General features: G+C 64.3%; 19 protein-coding genes. 13 read left to right on the top strand and 6 right to left on the bottom strand.

What is annotated here, in order from left to right; translation table 11 throughout:
• From AC3WJU_RS19070 to AC3WJU_RS19045, 6 genes are all read left to right on the top strand, one after another.
• Positions 1-682, top strand: a 682-nt coding sequence (locus AC3WJU_RS19070; RefSeq protein WP_492260578.1) for a hypothetical protein, incomplete at its 5' end; no start/stop codon positions are given.
• Complete coding sequence (locus AC3WJU_RS19065) at positions 679-1,257, top strand: hypothetical protein (RefSeq protein ID WP_492260577.1); 579 nt, start codon at positions 679-681, stop codon at positions 1,255-1,257. The genes AC3WJU_RS19070 and AC3WJU_RS19065, both read left to right, overlap by 4 nt.
• 131 nt (positions 1,258-1,388) lie before the next feature.
• Positions 1,389-2,612, top strand: a complete 1,224-nt coding sequence (locus AC3WJU_RS19060) for a site-specific integrase (RefSeq protein WP_492260576.1) — start codon at positions 1,389-1,391, stop codon at positions 2,610-2,612.
• A 255-nt stretch (positions 2,613-2,867) separates the two neighbouring features.
• On the top strand, positions 2,868-3,464 hold the full coding sequence (locus AC3WJU_RS19055) for a recombinase family protein (protein WP_492260575.1): 597 nt from the start codon (positions 2,868-2,870) through the stop codon (positions 3,462-3,464).
• Between the two features lie 237 nt (positions 3,465-3,701).
• Positions 3,702-4,238 (top strand): NUDIX domain-containing protein, encoded by a 537-nt coding sequence (locus AC3WJU_RS19050; protein ID WP_059389169.1) that lies wholly within the window; start codon positions 3,702-3,704, stop codon positions 4,236-4,238.
• Positions 4,239-4,308: 70 nt separating this feature from the next.
• Positions 4,309-5,109, top strand: a complete 801-nt coding sequence (locus AC3WJU_RS19045) for a hypothetical protein (protein WP_148667596.1) — start codon at positions 4,309-4,311, stop codon at positions 5,107-5,109.
• Between the two features lie 115 nt (positions 5,110-5,224).
• Here AC3WJU_RS19045 and AC3WJU_RS19040 read toward each other — a convergent pair whose 3' ends face one another.
• The 6 genes from AC3WJU_RS19040 to AC3WJU_RS19015 all read right to left on the bottom strand — a co-directional run bounded on the left by AC3WJU_RS19040 (position 5,225) and on the right by AC3WJU_RS19015 (position 12,028).
• Positions 5,225-6,376, bottom strand: a complete 1,152-nt coding sequence (locus AC3WJU_RS19040; protein WP_284991613.1) for a bifunctional 2-methylcitrate synthase/citrate synthase — start codon at positions 6,374-6,376, stop codon at positions 5,225-5,227.
• Between the two features lie 70 nt (positions 6,377-6,446).
• Complete coding sequence (gene prpB / locus AC3WJU_RS19035; RefSeq protein WP_284991612.1) at positions 6,447-7,355, bottom strand: methylisocitrate lyase; 909 nt, start codon at positions 7,353-7,355, stop codon at positions 6,447-6,449.
• A 1-nt stretch (position 7,356) separates the two neighbouring features.
• Entirely contained in the window at positions 7,357-8,877 is a 1,521-nt protein-coding gene (locus AC3WJU_RS19030; protein ID WP_492260574.1) for an MmgE/PrpD family protein, read from the bottom strand.
• A gap of 10 nt (positions 8,878-8,887) precedes the next feature.
• Positions 8,888-9,529: a GntR family transcriptional regulator gene (locus AC3WJU_RS19025; RefSeq protein WP_284991610.1), complete on the bottom strand. Its 642-nt coding sequence runs from the start codon at positions 9,527-9,529 to the stop codon at positions 8,888-8,890.
• 121 nt (positions 9,530-9,650) lie between these two features.
• Positions 9,651-10,364 (bottom strand): response regulator, encoded by a 714-nt coding sequence (locus AC3WJU_RS19020; RefSeq protein WP_492260573.1) that lies wholly within the window; start codon positions 10,362-10,364, stop codon positions 9,651-9,653.
• Complete coding sequence (locus AC3WJU_RS19015) at positions 10,361-12,028, bottom strand: sensor histidine kinase (RefSeq protein WP_492260572.1); 1,668 nt, start codon at positions 12,026-12,028, stop codon at positions 10,361-10,363. The genes AC3WJU_RS19020 and AC3WJU_RS19015 overlap by 4 nt, the downstream gene beginning before the upstream one ends.
• Positions 12,029-12,180: 152 nt before the next feature.
• On the opposite strand from AC3WJU_RS19015, the gene AC3WJU_RS19010 reads away from it, so the two are divergent.
• The 7 genes from AC3WJU_RS19010 (at position 12,181) to cmk (ending at position 19,498) form a co-directional block, all read left to right on the top strand.
• The gene (locus AC3WJU_RS19010) at positions 12,181-13,506 is read left to right on the top strand and encodes a cation:dicarboxylate symporter family transporter (protein ID WP_284991607.1); all 1,326 of its coding nucleotides are present in this window, start codon (positions 12,181-12,183) and stop codon (positions 13,504-13,506) included.
• Positions 13,507-13,762: 256 nt separating this feature from the next.
• The gene (locus tag AC3WJU_RS19005; RefSeq protein ID WP_284751736.1) at positions 13,763-14,662 is read left to right on the top strand and encodes a ParA family protein; all 900 of its coding nucleotides are present in this window, start codon (positions 13,763-13,765) and stop codon (positions 14,660-14,662) included.
• Between the two features lie 59 nt (positions 14,663-14,721).
• Complete coding sequence (locus tag AC3WJU_RS19000) at positions 14,722-15,597, top strand: segregation and condensation protein A (protein ID WP_370872294.1); 876 nt, start codon at positions 14,722-14,724, stop codon at positions 15,595-15,597.
• Positions 15,594-16,259 (top strand): SMC-Scp complex subunit ScpB, encoded by a 666-nt coding sequence (gene scpB, locus AC3WJU_RS18995; RefSeq protein ID WP_284991606.1) that lies wholly within the window; start codon positions 15,594-15,596, stop codon positions 16,257-16,259. Before AC3WJU_RS19000 ends, scpB begins: the two co-directional genes overlap by 4 nt.
• A gap of 165 nt (positions 16,260-16,424) precedes the next feature.
• Positions 16,425-17,675 carry a pseudouridine synthase gene (locus AC3WJU_RS18990; protein ID WP_306963670.1) on the top strand — a complete coding sequence of 417 codons (1,251 nt, stop codon included), beginning with the start codon at positions 16,425-16,427 and terminating at the stop codon, positions 17,673-17,675.
• Positions 17,676-17,678: 3 nt separating this feature from the next.
• Positions 17,679-18,785, top strand: coding sequence for a prephenate dehydrogenase (locus AC3WJU_RS18985; protein WP_284991604.1), 1,107 nt, complete (start codon positions 17,679-17,681; stop codon positions 18,783-18,785).
• Complete coding sequence (gene cmk, locus AC3WJU_RS18980; protein ID WP_284991603.1) at positions 18,785-19,498, top strand: (d)CMP kinase; 714 nt, start codon at positions 18,785-18,787, stop codon at positions 19,496-19,498. Before AC3WJU_RS18985 ends, cmk begins: the two co-directional genes overlap by 1 nt.
• Positions 19,499-19,524 lie beyond the last annotated feature (26 nt).

The raw sequence follows: 19,524 nt of genomic DNA, 5'->3' as shown, positions 1-19,524 counted from the left end.
CTCAAGCGGCGCAACAGCCGCTGCGGAAGCCAACGGATTCGCCGCCGACCAGTACATCCCCTGGACGCACATCACCTTCCCCGCGGCTCCCGCCGGGCCTGCGGTCTCCACCACCCCGGCCGACACGCCGGAATCATGGGGACTGGCCGACGGCTACACCGCCGGATACCCGGAAGCCACAGGAACATCCTTCCCCGCCATCCCCCAAAGACCCTCGTCAACCAACGACGGGGCAGGCAACGACGGGGCAGCCCTGGCAGCCGCGAACGCCATCATGCACGCCGCCAGCCAAGCAGCCACCCAAGCAATCGCCAACGCCAATACGGTGCGCCAATCCACGATTGGCGACAACAAAATCAACGGTGACGCCGCCAGGGACGCGCTCCTGGGCACATATCCGGGAGCCGAAACAGAAGTACCATTGTCTGCGGGCGATCTTGGCGTCCGAGTGCTGGATATCCTGACCTCAGATGGGCATGCTGTTGAGTCGAAGATCGGCCGGACCGGGATGCGTGCCGCGATACAGGTCATGAAAGACAGCTACCTCGTCGCAAATTCCGATGCCGTCAAGAGCGTCGAGTGGGTCTTCGGCAGGAGCCCAGTTACTGGCAAGATAGGACCGACGCAACGTCTGCGACAATTGCTCGATGATTACAACATTCCGTGGAGACTGAACGAATGACAGCAGACTGGACCGACTATCCCCTGTTCACCGTCGTAGGGGTCGGTCTTTCCTCGAAGCTCTCCCGCGCCGACGCGCAGGCGCGGCACAAACACAGCATGGCCGTTAAGGAGAAACGAAAAGCGGTACTGGCCGAGCTGACGAAGCGAAACGGAATCGAGCTGGAAAACTCCTATCAGTGCTTCAACGACCTGAATGTCTGGTTCCGGGACAACATCAGCCTCGAGCCCGGACACGACGACAAGTTGCTCGCAGAATGGTATAGCTTTACGACAGACCTCAACCTGTACATGGGTGATTGCTTGATTGAGCGCTATCCATGGCTGCGCTGGGCACTCCAAACAACGAGCAAGCGCGCTTCCTCGTACCAGTCTTCGGTCATCCGCGGTTATCGACAGAGCGAAATAACCCACGTCGAATTCAACTTGAACTTCGCCCGATGGGGTCTTGCCTATGTGACGGACCCGCATTATCGAGCAAGTGTTTTCGCCGGTGCCTTCATCAATGGAGAAGACCTGACAGCAAAGGATCGACTTTCGATTAGAACCGCGATCGTGGAATCAGAGACCCGGTAGGAGACTGCTGAAAAACGAGGTTGTGGGGCGGGATCCAGGCTCTGACGACTTTCTTTTCGTTCGTCGAGCTGCGGCACCAGGTCGAGATGCATGCTCTGGCCGGTCGGGTCGTTGAGTGCCCGATCGACGAGATGAACAAGCCCCGCGGCTGTAAGCAGGCTGCGCTGCGGATCCCGCCCACGGACGCCGACGCCAACCCGGACAACCCCTGGCTGGTCTGGGGCAACTACCTCGCCCACCGGATCGGCGAGGCCCAGGGATGGTCTCGCCGGTTCCGGTTCGAGGTCCAACGATCACTGCGGATCCTGCTGTCTTTGCACGTCGAAGGCGATGTGGTGTTCTACACCGCGATGTTCGACGCCCTCCGTCGACTGAACCTCAGCTGCGACCGCACCACCGACGTCCTGACCGAGATGGGCATCCTCGTCGACGACCGGAGATCGTGCTTTGAGGACTGGCTGGACGGCAAACTTGACGGCATCGCACCGGGCATCGCCCGCGAAACCGAGACCTGGCTGCGGACCCTGCGAAATGGCGGGCCCCGCGGAGAGCCACGCAATATCGGAACGGTCTGGCAGTACGCCAGAATCGTGCGCCCGGTGCTGCTGGACTGGTCGCAATGGCACGACCACCTGCGCGAAATCAGCCGAGAGGACGTGCTCGCCGTCCTGGACGTGCTTCACGGCACAGCCCGCCAGAGCACGCTGATCGGTTTGCGGTCGCTGTTCGGCTTCTGCAAGAAGAACGGCATCGTCTTCCGTAACCCGACCAGCCGCATCCGGGTCGGCAACCGCGTCTCGAAGCTCATCCAGCCGCTGGGACACAGCCAGATCCAGCAGACCGTCACCAACGCCACCCGCCCCGACGATAGCCTGATCCTCGCGCTAACCGCCATCCACGCAGCCCGCGCCGGCGCGGTCCGCGCCCTGCAGCTCGACGATATCGATCTCGGCGAGCAGCGCCTCACCATTGCCGGCCGCACCCGCCCGCTCGACGAGCTCACCCACCGGATCTACGTGGAATGGCTCGACTACCGCCGCACCCGCTGGCCCAACACCGCCAACCCCCACATACTGATCAACCAGATGACCGCAATGGAGACCGGCCGGTCAGCGGATACTGGATCGACACCGGATTTCGCGGCCAGGACGTCACCTTGGAACAGCTGCGCATGGACCGACAACTCGAAGAAGCACTTACCCACGGCCCTGACCCGCTCCACCTCGCAGTCGTGTTCGACCTCGACCCCAAGACCGCCATCCGCTACGCGAACTCGGCCCGGCAGCTACTGCAAACCCCGATCGAGTGCGACACTACGGGTTGAGCCGAACCCACGGGTCGATCCCTGGTCCTAGGCGGAAGAGGCCCTCGGGTTCCCACCGAGGAAACCTCAGTTTCGCTGAACCCACGGGAGCCTCGGGACTCGAATAGTAACGACGTGAAATTGCACGCTAAGCCTTTGGCGTCAGTTTGGGGTATACCCCAACCAGACGTAAACCCCGCGTGCAACGATGCCAATGGATACGTGTCAGGCTGGGGTTGAAATTGACATTTCTTGACACATGGTTGGCAGGCTCTTAGAGTTGCCCTGACACTACAGGCGGGGAACAATGACTGGCCAGACTTTCGGCTACGTACGGGTCAGCTCACTGGACCAGAACACGATCCGGCAACTCGACAGCGAGCAGCTCGACCGGATTTTCATAGACCGGGCGTCGGGGAAGGACCAAAACCGCCCGCAGCTGGATGCGTTGATCGATTTCGCCCGCGACGGCGACACCGTCCTGGTGCACTCAATGGACCGCCTGGCCAGGAACATCGAGGACCTGCGCGCCATCGTCCGCCGGCTGACCGACAAGAAGGTGCGGGTCCGGTTCGTGAAGGAGAACCTGACCTTCACCGGAGAGGACACCGCGATGGCAACGTTCCTGCTTTCCGTGATGGGGGCGTTCGCCGAGTTCGAACGGGCCCTCATCCGGGAACGACAACGTGAAGGGATCACCCTTGCCAAAAAGGCCGGCGTCTACAAAGGCAGAGGCAAAGCGCTGAACGCCCTGCAGGCGGCCGACCTGGTACGACGTGCCGCCACCGGCGAAGCGAAAGCCGCACTCGCCCGGGAATTCGGAGTCAGCCGCCAAACCGTCTACCAATACCTTCAACCAGGACCCAGCAGGACGCCACAGACGAAACCTGCAGGCATGAACTGAGCAAATGGACGCATTGTGCAGGACGAGTACGGAAATCCCGCCGCTCAGCAGTCCCCTGCACAACCCCTGAAAATCAGCTCACCCGTGCAAGAGACTTGGGCATGACAGCCCCGCCCACGAAACCAAACCTGACCGTTCCAGACCCCTTCAAGAGGAACCGGGCCTAGATTGCCCTTGACGACACTCTCAGGAGTACCGGGCCTTCTTCGGGGGCGACGCAGTCGTAGTCTTGATGCCATGACAGCCGCACACGTGACCCTCTGTTTTCTCCTCCGCGAGGTCGATGGCGGCCGGGAGGTCCTTCTGGGACGCAAGCGCACCGGCTTCGGCAAGGGCAAAGTAGTAGGCGTCGGCGGCCATGTGGAGGAGGGCGAGACCGCCGTCGAGGCGATCTGCCGGGAAGTCCGCGAGGAAGTCTACGTCGATGTTGAGCCGGACGACCTGGTGGCCGCGGGAACTGTGGACTTTGTTTTCCCTGCCAAGCCCGAATGGAACATGTTTACTACCGTGTTTCTTTCCGAATCCTGGGTGGGGGAGCCTTCCGAGAGCGACGAGATCACGCCCCAGTGGTACCCGGCGGAGGACCTGCCGGTAGCTCACATGTGGGCCGACGCCGAGCACTGGCTTCCCGCGATGATGAATGGCCGGCGCATGGATGTGCGCGTGGTGCTCGCAGATGACAACGAGAACGTGGCCGAGGTCTTCCACGCAGACTGGAACAACGACGGAGCAGCAGCTGGTGGGTCCGCGCGGAATTGGGTGCCCGGGCTGTAACCTTGGGGCGTCTTGCGGAAACTTACACGATAGACGCCCACTTCGGGCGCTAACCGACAAAGGGGGAACGGTGGATTCCAGACAGAAGATGCGGAGACTGAGAATCATCGTGTTGGTGGCCCTTGCCGCAGCGGTCCTTGCAGCGGGATTCCTCGTTGCCGCCAACCTTGGGTCCCAGGGACAATCCCGGAGCGGAAGCCAGCTACCGGCAACAGCAGCTACGACGGCCCCTGCGACGACTGCCCCATCGGCGTCGGCCACGGCCTCGGCTTCAACGGCCGCTACGGAAGAACCGACAGCATCAACACCAGCGACGGCGGGCTCCGGGTGGACGAGCTTCGTCAGCACCAGCGCCCACGTGCAGTTCGATCTTCCTTCGGGATGGACGGCCGCCGATGTTCCAGCAGGCACCGCCAGTAATCCCGCATCCGGAATCCAGGTGAGCGATGAGTCGGGCAGTGTGGTGGCGAAGTTCTACTACGGCACGGGCGGCGGCGTAGGCGGGGCATGCGGGCCAGGAACGTACAAGCAAAAGGAGCTCGACACAGCTGCCACGTCACTAAAGGGCCAGTGGGTGACCACCGCCCAGGCCAGGTTCTCCTACCGCGTGCTGGATCAGACGGCCCAAGGCAAGGGCGTCGGCTATCAAATCGGTCTGGTGGACAAGTCCAGCGGGGAAGTGCAGGACAGCTGCCTGATGTACTCCTTCGTGGCCGGCGCTCCCAAAGGCACGCTGTCTTTCGCCACGGACGGGCCCCAAGCCCTTGGCGCCCGCACCTTCAGCACCATGGCGGAAGCCACGCAATACTTGCAGACACCGGAATACCAGAAGCTCAAGCGGATGATCACCAGCCTGCAGCTGACTCAATAGCGACTGGAACGACGGCGGGCCGGCCTGGGCCCACGCGAAGCCGGGTTCCCTGGCCGAGCTTGCGAGGTCAGGGGGCTCGTGGGGAGGTGACCGGCCCGCCGTCGTGCAGGTGGAACTACGGCAGGTGCCGTTCGTCCACGCCGTTGTATTCGCTGAGCGGGCGGATCAGGGAGTTTGATCCGAGCTGCTCCATGATGTGTGCGGTCCATCCGGTGATGCGGCTGGCGACGAACAGCGGGGTGAAGGTCGGAGTGTCGAATCCCATGAGGTGGTAGGTGGGTCCGGCGGGGTAGTCGAGGTTGGGCTTGATCGCCTTGGCCTCGTCCATCGCCTGCTCGAGGCCGTTGTACAGGCCCAGGATCTCGGGCCGGCCGTAGTGGGCGATCATCTTGTCCAGCGCGGCCTTCATGGTGGGCACCCTGGAGTCGCCGTGCTTGTAGACGCGGTGACCGAATCCCATGACCTTTTTCTTCTGCGCGAGGGCGTGTTCCATCCAGGTCTTCGCCCGGGAGGCGGCGTCATCGAGCGATTCCTCGGTGCGGATGCCGATTTCCTCGAACGTGTGCATGACGGCCTCGTTGGCGCCGCCGTGCAGCGGGCCCTTGAGGGCGCCGATCGCCGCGGTGACCGCGGAGTGCAGGTCCGAAAGGGTGGAGGTGACAACCCGTGCCGTGAAGGTGGAGGCGTTGAAGGAGTGCTCGGCGTAGAGGATCATCGAGACGTTGAACGCCTTCACGACCTCGTCCACCGGGTCCTCGCCGAAGGTCATCCACAGGAAATTGGCGGAGTAACCCAAATCGTCCCGCGGTGCCACGGGTTCGATTGTTTGCCCGTCCGCGCGCCGACGGCGTTGGTCGTAGGCGACCACCGCCGGCATGGCGGCGAACAAGTCAATGGCCTTGGCCATATTGGCCTCGGGCGTGGAAACCTCGGCGAGAGGGTGCCGGGCTCCCAGCACCGAAGCGGCCGTCCGGCAGACATCCATGGGGTGGGACGTCGTCGGCAGCGCATCGATGACCTGCTTCACCACCGGGTCAAGGGCGCGGCCCGCGCGCTCGCGGGCAGTGAACTCAGCAAGTTCCTCCGGAGTGGGCAGCTCGCCGTTCCACAGCAGGTAGGCGACTTCTTCGAAGCTGCATTTGGCGGCGAGTTCCTGCACGGGGTAACCGCGGTACAACAGCGAGTTGGTGTCCGGGTTGACCTTGGAGATCGCGGTGTAGTCAACCACGACGCCGGCCAGGCCTTTCTTGATCTCAACAGCAACCATGCTGTCCTCCTTCGTTCGTCGGCAAGCACTCCGGAATAGCCGGATCGCCTGCATCCCTTGGTTGATCCAGTTACCGGCTGAGCCCAGGAACCTGGAAGTTGAAAACGCTCGTGTCGAAGTGGTTGTAGGCCTCGTAGTCCACGAGGTCATAGAGGCGCGCACGGGTGAGCATGTTCTCCACCTGCGCCTCCTGCGTTCCAGTGGCCTTGATCGTTTCCAGCGTACGCTCTGCAGCCCCCATGGCAATGCGGAGCAGGGTGACGGGGTAGATCACCATGTTCACGCCGACGCCCTGGAGTTGTTCCACGGTGAAGAGTTCGCTTTTGCCGAACTCGGTCATGTTGGCCAGGATCGGCACATCCACTGCATCACGGATGGCTTGGAACTCGCTGAGATCTTTCATGGCTTCCGGGAAGATCGCGTCGGCGCCGGCGTCGACGAGTGCTTTGGCGCGTTCCTGGGCGGCCTGGATGCCGTCGACGGCGCGGATGTCGGTCCGGGCCATGATGAGGAAGTTCGGATCCCTGCGGGCGTCGGCCGCTGCGCGGATGCGCTTGGCGGCGGTGTCGACGTCGACCACGTTCTTGCCGTCCAGGTGCCCGCAGCGTTTGGGGTTGAACTGGTCCTCGATGTGGCAGCCGGCCAGTCCGGCGTTTTCGAGTTCCTGGATGGTGCGGGCCACGTTCATCGGTTCGCCGAATCCGGTGTCCGCGTCCACGAGGCACGGGAGCTCGGTCATGCGGGCGATCTGCCCTGCGCGGGTGGCGACCTCCGTGAGGGTGGTGAGTCCTATGTCCGGCAGGCCGAGGTCGTTGGCGAGGACGGCACCGGAGATGTAGACGCCGGGGAAGCCCTTTTCCTCGATCAGGCGTGCCGAGAGCGGGTTGAAAGCCCCGGGGAACTGGGCGATGGTCCCGGAGTCCAGCAGGTCCCGGAGCTTGAGGCGCTTCTGCTCCGGGGTGGTCTTGGAGTAGAGCATCTTAGAAGAGTCCCTTTGGTGCGGCGGCGAGGTCGATGACGCCGGGGGCGGCGGTGATGTTCAGCTGGTCCAGTTCGCCCGGGCCGAGGTCCGGGAGGCGCTCGACGGCGGCGAGGAACCTTTCGATCTCGGCCTCTTCCACCAGCCCGGCCGCGAGGGTGCGGAACTTGTCGATGTATTGCTGGCGGGCGAAGGGCCGGGCGCCGAGCGGGTGGGCGTCGGCGACGGCGATCGACTCGGTGATGACGGTGCCGTCGTTGAGGGTGATGACCACGGTGCCGCCGAAGGCCTTTTCCGCGATGTCCAGGGAGTGGTAGCGGCGGGTCCATTCGGGGTCTTCCACGGTGGTGACTTTGTGCCAGAGTTCCACGGTGTCCGCCCGGCCGGCGCGTTCGGGGCTGTAGGAGTCGACGTGGTGCCAGGAGCCGTCCTGCAGGGCGACGGTGAAGATGTACGGGATGGAGTGGTCCAGGGTTTCCCGGGACGCGGTGGGGCTGTATTTCTGGGGGTCGTTGGCGCCGGAGCCGATCACGTAGTGCGTGTGGTGGCTGGTCTTGATCAGGACGGAGGCCACGTTGGCCGGGTCCGTGGCTTCGGGGTGCTCACCGTGGAGTTTGCGGGCGAGGTCGATCCAGGCCTGGGCCTGGTATTCGGCGGAGTGTTCCTTGGTGTAGGTGTCCAGGATGGCCCGCTTGGGCTCCCCGGCCTCGGGCAGCGGGACCTCGTAGGAGGCGTCCGGGCCGTCCAGCATCCAGGCGATGACGCCGTCTTCGCCTTCGTAGATCGGCACGGGGGAAGTCTGGCCGCGCATGGAGCGGTCCACGGCTTCCACGGCCATCTTCCCGGCAAATGCGGGGGCGTGGGCCTTCCACGTGGAGATTTCACCCTTGCGGGACTGCCGTGTGGCCGTGGTGGTGTGCAGGGCCTGGCCGACGGACTGGAAGATCGTCTCGACGTCCAGGCCCAGCAGGGTGCCGATGCCCGCGGCGGCGGAGGGGCCGAGGTGGGCGACGTGGTCGATCTTGTGCTTGTGCAGGCAGATGGCCTTGACCAGGTTGACTTGGATTTCGTAGCCGGTGGCGATGCCGCGGATCAGGTCCTTGCCGCCCGCGCCGACGTGCTGGGCAACGGCCAGGATCGGCGGGATGTTATCGCCCGGGTGGGAGTAGTCCGCGGCCAGGAACGTGTCGTGGTAGTCGAGTTCGCGCACGGCGACGCCGTTGGCCCAGGCGGCCCACTCGGGGGAGACCTTGTCGCTGATCCCGAAAACACTGGAGCCTTTGCCGTTGGTGGTCGGTGCGTGGGTCAGGGCCTGCGCCCGGGCGGCGATGATCGGGGCCCGGTTGAGGGAGGCAACGGCGACGGAGGCGTTGTCGATGATCCGGTTGATGACCATCTCCGTGACGAGGGGAAGAACGTCGACGGGGTCGGCGGCGACGGCGGCGATCTTGTGCGCCAGCTGCTGCTCGCGGGGAAGGTTCTCTTCGCTCTTGTAGACGCGGACGTGGTTGTTCTTCACCATGGTGCTCCTTTTAGTGAGGTGTGTGGGTGGCTTTGACGTGGGAAAGGCTGCGGTGCAGATGGACGGTGGTGGCGGCTTCGGCGAGCCGGGGGTTGCCTGCCGCGATGGCTTCGGCGATCGCGGCGTGCTCTGCCGCGGCGGCTTGGAGGCGTTCGGCGTCGTCGGCCGCGAGGCGGCGGACCCGCACGAGGTGGACGCGCAGGGCCCGCATGGCCTGGGCGAGGTAGGAATTGGAGATGGCCTCGTCGATCGCCTCATCCAGCCTTCCCACGAGGGCGTAGTAGTCGTGCCGTGCGGGGTCGCTGTCGTTGAGCATCTCCGGGGCCCGGAGGAGCTCGGCGTGGAGCCGCTCGAACACCGGGCGTTCGCCGCGCACCGCGGCCAGGGCGGCGGCTTTGCCTTCCAGGGTTTCGCGCAGCTCGAACAGTTCGTCGATGTCTTCCAGCGAGATATCGGTGACGACGACGCCGCGGCCGCCTGCCGCCGTCGTCAGCCCTTCCGCGCTGAGCCGGCCCAGCGCCTCCCGGACCGGCGTGCGGGACACGCCCAGGCGTTCGGATTGTTCCACTTCCGCGAGGACCGTTCCGGGTGCCAGGCGCCATTCGATGATGTCTTCGCGCAGGGCCGCATAGGCTTTGTCGCTGGCACGCATGGACCCTCCTTCACTGGGTGGACGTCCTCAGTGTATACATAAACAGCGATCAAGCCTAGCTTTTCTGGCGAATGCTCGCCCGATGATCGATCTGTGTATACATCCACCGGTGAATTGTGGACTAACTCCGGTTCCAGCGGTACTCGTTCTCCGGACGTCCCGGAGTGCCGTATCGCGCATTCCGCGTGACCATACCGGCGTCGGCCAGGTACTCGAGATAGCGGCGTACTGTAACCCGGGACATCCCAAGGGCGACAGTTGCCTCGCTTGCGGACACCGGCCGGCCAAGGCTGGCCAGGAGGTCTTTGACGGACTCCAGGCTATGGGCGGAAAGCCCCTTGGGCAGTGGGACTTCGGTGGGTGCGCGGAGGCTGGCAAACGCCTGGTCCACATCGCTTTGCGATGCTCCGCTCGCCCGGGCGCCCGACGCCGGTGCGGCGAGTTGTTCGCGGAAGGCGCGGTAACTGGCGAGTTTGTCCGCGAAGGTGGCGAACGTGAACGGCTTGATGAGGTACTGCACCACGCCGATCGACACCGCGCTCCGGACAATGTTCACTTCCCTGACGGCGGTGATGGCGATGATGTCCGCAAGGAGTCCCGAAGCGCGCATTCGGCGGGCAACATCCAGGCCATGCAGATCCGGCAGGTTCATGTCCAGCAGGACGAGGTCCACCGGCTGGCCGGCAACGTGGAATTCGTTGAGTAGCCGTAGGGCCGACTGTCCGTCCGGGGCCGTTCCCGCGACGGTGAAACCGTCGATTCGGCCCACGTAGACGCCATGGGCATCGGCGGCGATGGGTTCGTCCTCGACAACGAGGACGCGGATTTCGGTCATTCGGCTTCTTTCCTGGAGTCCGGCACCGGGAGCACTACGCGGAAGAACGCGCCGCCCAAAGCGCTCGTGGAGTCGCTGATGGACAGCGTACCGCCAAGCCGCTGCACAGCTTGCCGGACCAGGGCGAGGCCCACGCCGCGGGAAGGGGCTCCGGGCTGCCCGGCCTGTCCGATTCCCGCCGCCTTGGTGCTGTATCCGTACTGCCAGACGTCGTCCACGATGCCGGGATCGATCCCGTGGCCGGAATCGACAACCGTGAAGGTGGTTCCTTCAGGTCCGGAGTCGATGCCCAGTTCCACTTTGCGCGGCGGGGGAGCGGCGGCTGCCGCGTCGAGGGCGTTGTCCAGCAGGTTTCCCAAAATCGTCACAAGGTCCTGCACTGCCAGGCCCTGGAGGCCGTCCCCGCCGGTCACTGTGACCGTCAGCTCCGCTCCGCGTTCGTGCGCCTCGGCCGACTTCCCCATGATGAGCGCGCTCAGGACGGGCTCGTCCACTGACGCCACGAGGTGGTCGGTCAGCTGTTGACTCAGTTCCAAGTCCTTGGTGGCGAAGTCCAAGGCATCGGAGGTACGCCCGAGCTCCATGAGGGACACTATGGTGTGCAGCCGGTTGGCGTGTTCATGAGTCTGTGCCCGCAAGGCGTCAGACAGGGTCTTCATGGTTTCGAGTTCACTGCCCAGGGACTCGATTTCCGTCCTGTCCCGGAGCGTGGCTACGGTCCCGAACACCGCAGGCCGCTGCCGGCCCCTCATGCCGGGCGGCCCCACTGCCGGCGCCTGGTTCACCACCAGGATGCGCGAGCCGGTGAGGTGGATCTCGTCGTGCGCCGTCCGGCCGGACTCGAAGAGGCGGTGGAGGCTGGGATCGAGTGGCAGATCAGACAAGCGTGGGGCGGCTTCCGCCGCGGGATCGACATCGGACCGTTCCAGTCCCAGCAGTTCCGCGGCCTGGTCGTTGTACATGACCACCCTGCCGCCGGTGTCGATCAGGACCACGCCTTCGCGGACCGAATGCAGGACCGACTCGTAATACGCGAACAACTGCGCCAATTGCTCCGGTCCCCAGCCCCTGGTGACCGAGCGCAGGTACCGCCCCAATAGCCACGAGGCCAGGGAGCCGCCTGCGAGCATGGCCAGGGAGATACCGATGATCGCCGTGAGTCGTGCTGACACGGCGACATCCACGGTGCGCACCGTGACACCCGCCGCCACGAGGGCCCGGACTTTGCCGGATGGATCCTCCACGGGGACGATGGTGCGCACGGACGGGCCCAGGGTGCCGGCGGTGACTTCGGTGAATGTCTGGCCGCGGAGGGCAGGATCGATGGTGCCGATGTACGGTTTGCCGATTTCGTCGGGGTTCGGATGGGTCCAGCGGGTCCGGTCCGGAGCCATGATGGTGATGAAATCGGCATGGGCATTGGCCGTCACCACCTGGGCGTACGGCTGCAGGGTGGCCGATGGATTCGGCGTGCCGGCTGCTTGGAGCACGAGCGGATTGGCTGCGATCGCGGCGGCCACTGCCTGCATGCGCTGGCCGGCGTCGTTGTAGGCCCGGTCCCTCGCGTCCAGGAAGGCAGCCGTGCCCACGATGGCGGTGAGCGCCAGCACGAACAGTAGATTCGCCACAAAGAGTCTGCGGGCAATGCTCCAGCGTTGGATCACGTGCTCCTTTCTGCGGGCCATCCTGTGACCAATATGAACGCAACAGTGATACATGTCACGCCGCGCCTAATGATGGGTATCACAGCAGAGCGACGCAGGGACATTTTGCAGGGACCACGGCGCTTTCCAGAGTATCTATAAGGAGCAAAGCCATGACCTCTCAAAGAGGAGAGATTGCACCCGCGAAGGCCGGGCGCAAGGGGCTGGACAAGTCGCACTACCTCTACATCGCCGTGATCGCCGCAGTTGTGCTGGGCGCCGTCGTCGGCTTGCTATTCCCGGAAGTGGGTAAATCCCTCAAGCCCTTGGGTGACGGCTTCATCAAGCTCATCAAGATGATGATCGCCCCTGTCATCTTCTGCACCATCGTCCTGGGCATCGGATCGATCGCCAAGGCTGCCACGGTTGGCAAGGTCGGTGGGCTTGCACTCATCTACTTCCTGGTGATGTCCACCTTCGCGCTCGCCATCGGTTTGGTCGTTGGCAACATCATCCACCCGGGCGAGGGCCTGAAACTGATCCCGTACGACCCCAATGCGAAGGCTGCCACGAACAGTACCGCCGATTTCCTGCTGGGCATCATCCCCGGAGACATTCCGGTCCTGCCGACGCTCCTGGCCGCCATCCTGGTGGGCTTCGCGCTGCAACGCATGGGGTCCCAGGGCCAGCCGGTCCTCAAGGCAATCCAGCACGGGCAGGCACTCGTTTTCCGGATCCTCATCATGATCATGTGGCTGGCTCCGGTCGGCGCCTTCGGTGCGATCGCCGCAGTGGTCGGTGCCACCGGCGTGAAGGCAATTTTCGGAATGCTCACCCTGATGGTTGCGTTCTACATCACCTGCGCGCTGTTCATCGTCGTGGTGCTCGGCACCTTGCTCCGGGTTGTGGCAGGCGTCAGCATCTTCCAGCTGATGAAGTACCTGGCCCGCGAGTACCTGCTCATCTTCTCCACCTCGTCCTCCGAAGCGGCGCTGCCCAGGCTCATCGCCAAGATGGAGCACCTCGGCGTTTCCAAGCCGGTTGTTGGTGTCACGGTGCCTACCGGCTACTCCTTCAACCTCGATGGAACTGCCATCTACCTGACCATGGCCTCGCTGTTCGTCGCCAACGCCATGGGTATTCCGCTGGACCTCGGCGCCCAGGTATCGCTGCTGGTCTTCATGATCATTGCGTCCAAGGGAGCGGCCGGCGTTTCCGGAGCCGGCCTGGCCACCCTCGCCGCGGGCCTGCAGGCACACCGGCCCGAACTGCTGGGCGGCGTCGGGATGATCGTCGGCATCGACCGCTTCATGTCCGAAGCCCGCGCTTTGACCAACTTCACGGGCAACGCCGTCGCCACCGTGTTGATCGGTACCTGGGTCAAGGAAATCGACCGCAACCAGGTCACCAACGTCCTGTCCGGTGCGACGCCTTTCGACGAGTTGACCATGATCAGCCACCACGCTGAACCCGAGGTGAAAGAGGCCGTGGCGGCTTAGTCCGGCACGCCGTTTGGAAGCATCCATGCAGGCAAGGCAGGAACCCGCCAAGGGACCTGCCTTGCCTGCTTTTGATTGCATGTTTTACGGTACGCGGGCCCAACCTTCTACCTCAGCTAGAAGGTAAAGGCTCAAATTGCGGGCAATGTCAAGTTCCGCAAAATGCCGTGTCGGGCGCTGTAGCCTAGGTGGGGAGCAGTGCTGGTGCTGGAGACAGCCGCAGGAAATGACCGTCGTGGAGAGAGTGGATAAATACGTGAGCAGCGAACGGGGAACAACTACGCTGGAGGGCACGGATTTCGATCTGGAAGACGCCGTCATGGGGCCAACAGGCCGCCCGTACCGCGACTTCCCCGAACCCGCGCCGCTGGCCTCGCATGGCCCGGCCCGGGTCATCGCCATGGTCAACCAGAAGGGTGGCGTGGGCAAGACCACGTCAACCATCAACCTCGCCGCCGCGCTCGCAGAATTCGGCCGTCGCGTCCTGCTCGTTGACTTCGATCCGCAGGGAGCCCTTTCCGCAGGCCTGGGCGCGAACCCGCACGAGCTCGACCTCACCGTTTACAACGTCCTGATGGACCGCAAGGTGGACATCCGTGACGCCATCCAGAAGACCGGCGTCGAAGGCATCGACCTCCTGCCGGCGAACATCGACCTCTCCGCCGCCGAGGTCCAGCTGGTCAACGAGGTAGCCCGCGAGCAAGTGCTTGACCGCGCCCTCAAGAGCGTCGAGGACGATTACGACGTCGTGCTCATCGACTGCCAGCCGTCCCTAGGCCTCCTGACGGTCAATGCACTGACGGCTGCGCACGGCGTCATCATCCCGCTGATCTGCGAATTCTTCGCCCTCCGCGCGGTAGCACTGCTCGTCGAAACGATCGAAAAGGTCCAGGACCGCTTGAACCCGCGCCTTCAAGTGGACGGCGTGCTCGCCACGATGTACGACGCGCGCACCCTGCACAGTCGCGAAGTCATTTCGAGGCTCGTGGAGGCGTTCGGGGACAAGGTCTTCGAGACGGTCATCAAGCGTTCCATCAAATTCGCCGACGCCACGGTCGCCGCGGAGCCGATCACCAGCTACGCGGGAAACCACATCGGTGCCGACGCCTACCGCCGCTTGGCCAAGGAATTGATTTCGCGCGGCGGCGCACCCTAGCCCGCGTGGCAGAGCCACTCACCCCTGAAGCCGGGCCCGTCCTGGTGGGCGACGCGCCGCTGTCGTACTCCTCCGGGAGTAACTCGGACGACGCCGGGGCCCCGCCTTCTGGACGGAAGGCCGGCTTTGAGGTCCGGCTGGCGAACTTCACCGGCCCCTTCGATCTCCTGCTCGGCTTGATCTCCAAGCACAAGCTGGACATCACGGAAGTTGCGCTGGCCACCGTCACGGACGAGTTCATCAAATACATCCGGCGGTTGCAGGAGTTGGGGGAGGACTGGGCGCTGGATGAGGCCAGCGAATTCCTGGTCATCGCCGCGACCCTCCTGGACCTCAAAGCCGCAAGGCTCCTGCCGGCGGGCGAAGTGGAAGACGCCGAGGACATTGCCTTGCTGGAAGCCCGGGATCTTCTTTTCGCCCGGCTCCTGCAGTACAAGGCCTTCAAGCAGGTGGCTGCGATCATGTCCGGCACCTTGGAGTCCGAAGCCCGGCGCTTCCCGCGGCAAGTTGCGTTGGAAGGGCATTTCGCTGCAATGTTGCCCGAGCTGATTTGGCGCCACACGCCCGAAGAGTTCGCCGCGCTGGCGGCCAAGACCCTCGCGCCGAAGGACAACACGCCAGAGGAAGTCGGGCTCGACCACCTTCACGGAACACCCGTCAGCGTCAAGGAACAAGCCGAGATCATCGGGTACCGCCTGCAGCGCGGCCAGCCACAATCCTTCAGGGCGCTGATCGCGGACGCTGAGTCCACGCTTGTTGTCGTGGTCCGGTTCCTGGCGCTCCTCGAGCTGTTCCGCGACCGTGTGGTGGCGTTTGACCAGCCGGGTCCGCTCGCAGAACTGACCGTCCGCTGGACAGGGCGCCCCGAAGGGTGGAGCAGCGACAATGTGAGCGACGAATACGAGCAGGTCGACCAAGGAGAGGAACCGCTGTGAGCGAGCAGGATACAGGCGGGGACGGCCTCGCCGAGCTCGAGGCCCTGCCCGGAGGCGCCCGCGCGGCCCTCGAAGCCGTCCTGATGGTGATCGACCAACCGGCCACCGCGGAAGAGCTCGCTGCCGGGCTCAACGTGACGGTCGCCGTCGTCGAGGATTTGCTGGAGGGACTGCGGCAGGAGTATAGCGGCTATACTGTTAAAGCCCCGGGCAGGGACGCTGATGACTTGCACATTGATGCACGTGCCAGCGCTGCACCCCGGGGTTTTGAGTTGCGGAACGTTGCCGGCGGGTGGCGGATCTATTCACGCGCGGAATTTGCCGACGTCGTGGGCAGGTTCGTTCTCGAAGGCCAGACCGCGCGGCTGACGCAGGCAGCCCTTGAAACCATGGCGGTCATCGCGTACCGGCAGCCGGTTTCCAGGGCCAGGGTGTCGGCCATCCGCGGGGTCAATGTCGATTCAGTCGTCAGGACCCTTGTCCAACGCGGGCTGATCGAGGACTCGGGTACCGATCCTGAATCGGGGGCCATCCTTTACCGGACCACCTCGTATTTCCTCGAGCGCATGGGCATTGGCTCGGTGGCGGAACTGCCTCAATTGTCCCCCCACCTTCCGGGGCTGGAGGGCATCGAGGAGTTCTTCGACGCCGAACGCATGTAGCCGCGGGAACCCGCGGCGGCAGGCAAGGCAAAACAACTCAATATTGCAAGGATCTACAAACGCCCGGGCTAGTAGCGGGCAGAGTTCACACAGGGCAGATATCCTCTGTCCGGCTGGCTAATGTTGAGAAAGAACAAGCCGGCCACCATAACAAAAGGACGGGTCATGACACAGGCGGGACGCCAGGGTTCACCACGTAATAGTTCGGGACGAAACAATTCCGGACGCAACGAGTCGCAAGACTCAGGCCGCAGCAGCGCCGGCCGTACAGGAGGCAGCGGCTTCGGTGCCGGCCGGGGTGGCGCAAGCCGAGCCGGAGGCGCCTCCGGAGGCAGTAAGCGCAGCTTCTCCCCGGGCGGAGAACGCCCCTTCAAGCCCAGTCGTCCGCGTGAAGAGCGCCCCTTCGATCCGGACAACCCCACGTCGGCCGGAGGCTACGGGCGTCGTGACGACGCCGGCCGACAAGACGCAAGGCCGGCCAAGGCCCCCCGGAAGCCAGGCTCAAACAAGCCCGGCTTCGGCAAGGCTCCGGGCACCCCGGGCGCATTGAAGCCCAAGGCCAGCAACAAGAAGCAGTACGCTTCCCGCGCCTTCGGCAGTGAGCGCTTCGGCCAGAACCTTGGCCCGATCCGTAAGCCCCGCGGCCGCCGCGGCGAGGTGGCGCAGTCCGAGCAGCACGACGCCGATGGCGTGCGCCTGCAGAAGGTCATGGCCCAGGCAGGCGTGGCTTCCCGCCGCGTGTGCGAGGAAATGATCGAGGAAGGCCGCGTCGAGGTCAACGGCCAGCTCACCACCGAGCTCGGCATGCGTGTGGATCCCGCGACCGCCGTGATCCACGTGGACGGCATCCGGATCCAGCTCGATGACACCATGCTCTACATGGTGTTCAACAAGCCCAAGGGCGTCGTCTCCACCATGGAAGACCCCGAAGGCCGTCCCTGCATCAGCGACTTCCTGAAGTCCGCCAAGAACAAGGGCGAGCGTCTCTTCCACGTCGGCCGCCTTGACGTCGCCACTGAGGGCCTGCTGCTGCTGACCAACGACGGCGAACTCGCCAACCGCCTGACGCACCCCTCCTACGAGGTGCCCAAGACGTACCTGGTACAGGTCCGCGGTCCATTCCCGCAGGGCGTCGGTGCGCAGCTTAAGGCCGGCATCGAGCTCGAAGACGGCATCGCTTCCGTCGACTCCTTCAAGCTCGTGGACTCCACTCCGGGCCACGTGCTGATCGAGGTTGTGCTGCACTCCGGCAAGAACCGTATTGTCCGCCGTTTGTTCGAAGCCGTAGGGTTCCCCGTGCTTCGCCTTGTGCGCGTCAAGATCGGTCCCATCGGCCTGGGCGACCAGCGCCAGGGCAGCATCCGCAACCTCGGCAAGCAGGAAGTCGGACACCTCCTGGCCTCCGTAGGACTGTAAGGCATGTCGGCATTCCACTCGCACGGCCGGGGCCACCTTGACGGCCCGGTGGTCGTTTTCGGCACCGGGCTGCTCGGAGCCAGCATCGGTCTCGGCCTGCGTGGCCGGGGTGTCTCGGTGTTCCTTTCGGACCCCTCGCCAACCAACCAGGCCGTCGCCGTGGATATCGGTGCGGGCAGGCCTCTGTCCGAGCTTGCGAATCCGCCCCAGCTGGTTGTCGTCGCGGCGCCACCGGACGTGACGGCCGACGTCGTCGAGCGTGCCCTGGGTGAATACCCGGAGGCCGTTGTGGTGGACATTGCCAGCGTCAAGCTGGCAATCCAGGCCGATCTCCGTGCGCGTGGAGTGGACCTGTCCCGCTACGTGGGGACGCACCCGATGGCTGGGCGCGAGAAGTCGGGGCCCGTCGCTGCCCGCGGCGAGCTCTTCACGTCCATGCCCTGGGTCCTGTGCCCGTCCGACGAGACCAGTGCCGACGCGCTTCAGACTGCGCGTTCCCTTGCCGGGGACTTGGGGGCAATAGTCTCCCAGTTCACGGCGGAGGAGCACGATGAAGCCGTTGCGTTGGTGTCGCACTTGCCCCAAGTGATGTCATCGCTTCTCGCAAGCCGTTTGCAGGGGACACCGCTCCACGCGCTGTCCCTGGCCGGCAACGGGCTGCGGGACACCACGAGGATTGCTGCCAGCGATCCCACCCTTTGGGTGCAGATCCTTGGCAACAATGCGGCCAAGATGGTGGATATCCTCCATGGTGTCCGTGAGGACCTCAACCGTCTGATCGGTACCTTGGAGGATCCCACAGCCCCCGGTGCGCGGCTGGACCTTGCCCAGCTCATCAGCGAAGGCAACGCCGGGCAGGCCCGGATCCCGGGAAAGCACGGCGGACCCCCGCAGGCATATTCATGGCTTACAGTTCTGGTAGACGACCGGCCCGGACAGATCGCCAGGCTGTTGACGGAGATCGGCGAGATCGGCGTCAACGTCGAAGACCTCCGCCTGGATCACTCGTCCGGGCAGAACGTTGGCATGGTGGAACTTTCAGTCATGCCCAACAAACATGACCTCCTTGTTGAAGCCTTGACCGACCGTGGATGGCGGGTACTCCAGTAATGACACGTGAACTATTCGGTCCGGAGACCGTAGTACGCCCGGGCAAGCCGCTCGTTGTCGCCATCGACGGCCCGTCCGGCTCCGGCAAGTCCAGCGTCAGCAAGGAAGTTGCCCGGCGCTTGAAGCTCGCCTATCTGGACACGGGTGCGATGTACCGTGCTTTGACCTGGTACTGCCTCAAGACCGGCATCGACCTCGCCGACGGTGCCGCCGTCGAGCAGGCCTCAAAGGATTTGCCGCTTGAACTGAGCACCAGCGCCAACGTCGAATACGTCAGTGTTGCCGGGGTGGACATCACAGAGGAAATCCGCGAGCCGAGGATCTCCTCGTCCGTCAGCGCCGTTGCGACCACCCTGGGTGCCCGCAATGAACTGATTCGTCGACAGCGCCAGCTGATCGAACAGCACCACCGCCGCATGGTGGTGGAGGGACGGGACATCACCACCGTCGTCGCGCCCAACGCGGAGGTCCGCATGCTGCTGACCGCCAGCGAGGAAGCGCGGCTGCGGCGCCGCGGCCTCCAGTTGGGCGGGACGCAGAGCCAGGAGCAGCTTGCCGCCCAAGTGATCCACCGCGACGCCAAGGACTCCACTGTGGTGAACTTCACCCAAGCGGCCGACGGCGTCGTAACGCTGGATTCCTCGGAGCTGGACTTCGAAGAAACCGTCGAAACGGCACTGAGCATTGTGGGCAAGGTCATCTACGGTGACTGAAGCCCGGCTCCCGGCGCGCTGGACCA

Source organism: Arthrobacter sp. FW306-1B-F12A (genome assembly GCF_058781865.1).
Note: the sequence above shows the minus strand (reverse complement) of the source record. Positions and strands in the feature narration are given on the sequence as shown.

What these genes read in the sequence shown, in the direction of transcription:
- AC3WJU_RS19020 (WP_492260573.1), bottom strand. Translation starts at nt 10,364, where the DNA reads ATGACCGAAATCCGCGTCCTCGTTGTCGAGGACGAACCCATCGCCGCC.
- AC3WJU_RS19065 (WP_492260577.1), top strand. Translation starts at nt 679, where the DNA reads ATGACAGCAGACTGGACCGACTATCCCCTGTTCACCGTCGTAGGGGTC.
- AC3WJU_RS19030 (WP_492260574.1), bottom strand. Translation starts at nt 8,877, where the DNA reads ATGGTGAAGAACAACCACGTCCGCGTCTACAAGAGCGAAGAGAACCTT.
- prpB (WP_284991612.1), bottom strand. Translation starts at nt 7,355, where the DNA reads ATGCTCTACTCCAAGACCACCCCGGAGCAGAAGCGCCTCAAGCTCCGG.
- cmk (WP_284991603.1), top strand. Translation starts at nt 18,785, where the DNA reads ATGACACGTGAACTATTCGGTCCGGAGACCGTAGTACGCCCGGGCAAG.
- AC3WJU_RS19025 (WP_284991610.1), bottom strand. Translation starts at nt 9,529, where the DNA reads ATGCGTGCCAGCGACAAAGCCTATGCGGCCCTGCGCGAAGACATCATC.
- AC3WJU_RS18990 (WP_306963670.1), top strand. Translation starts at nt 16,425, where the DNA reads ATGACACAGGCGGGACGCCAGGGTTCACCACGTAATAGTTCGGGACGA.
- AC3WJU_RS19040 (WP_284991613.1), bottom strand. Translation starts at nt 6,376, where the DNA reads ATGGTTGCTGTTGAGATCAAGAAAGGCCTGGCCGGCGTCGTGGTTGAC.
- AC3WJU_RS18985 (WP_284991604.1), top strand. Translation starts at nt 17,679, where the DNA reads ATGTCGGCATTCCACTCGCACGGCCGGGGCCACCTTGACGGCCCGGTG.
- AC3WJU_RS19060 (WP_492260576.1), top strand. Translation starts at nt 1,389, where the DNA reads ATGAACAAGCCCCGCGGCTGTAAGCAGGCTGCGCTGCGGATCCCGCCC.
- AC3WJU_RS19055 (WP_492260575.1), top strand. Translation starts at nt 2,868, where the DNA reads ATGACTGGCCAGACTTTCGGCTACGTACGGGTCAGCTCACTGGACCAG.
- AC3WJU_RS19010 (WP_284991607.1), top strand. Translation starts at nt 12,181, where the DNA reads ATGACCTCTCAAAGAGGAGAGATTGCACCCGCGAAGGCCGGGCGCAAG.
- AC3WJU_RS19050 (WP_059389169.1), top strand. Translation starts at nt 3,702, where the DNA reads ATGACAGCCGCACACGTGACCCTCTGTTTTCTCCTCCGCGAGGTCGAT.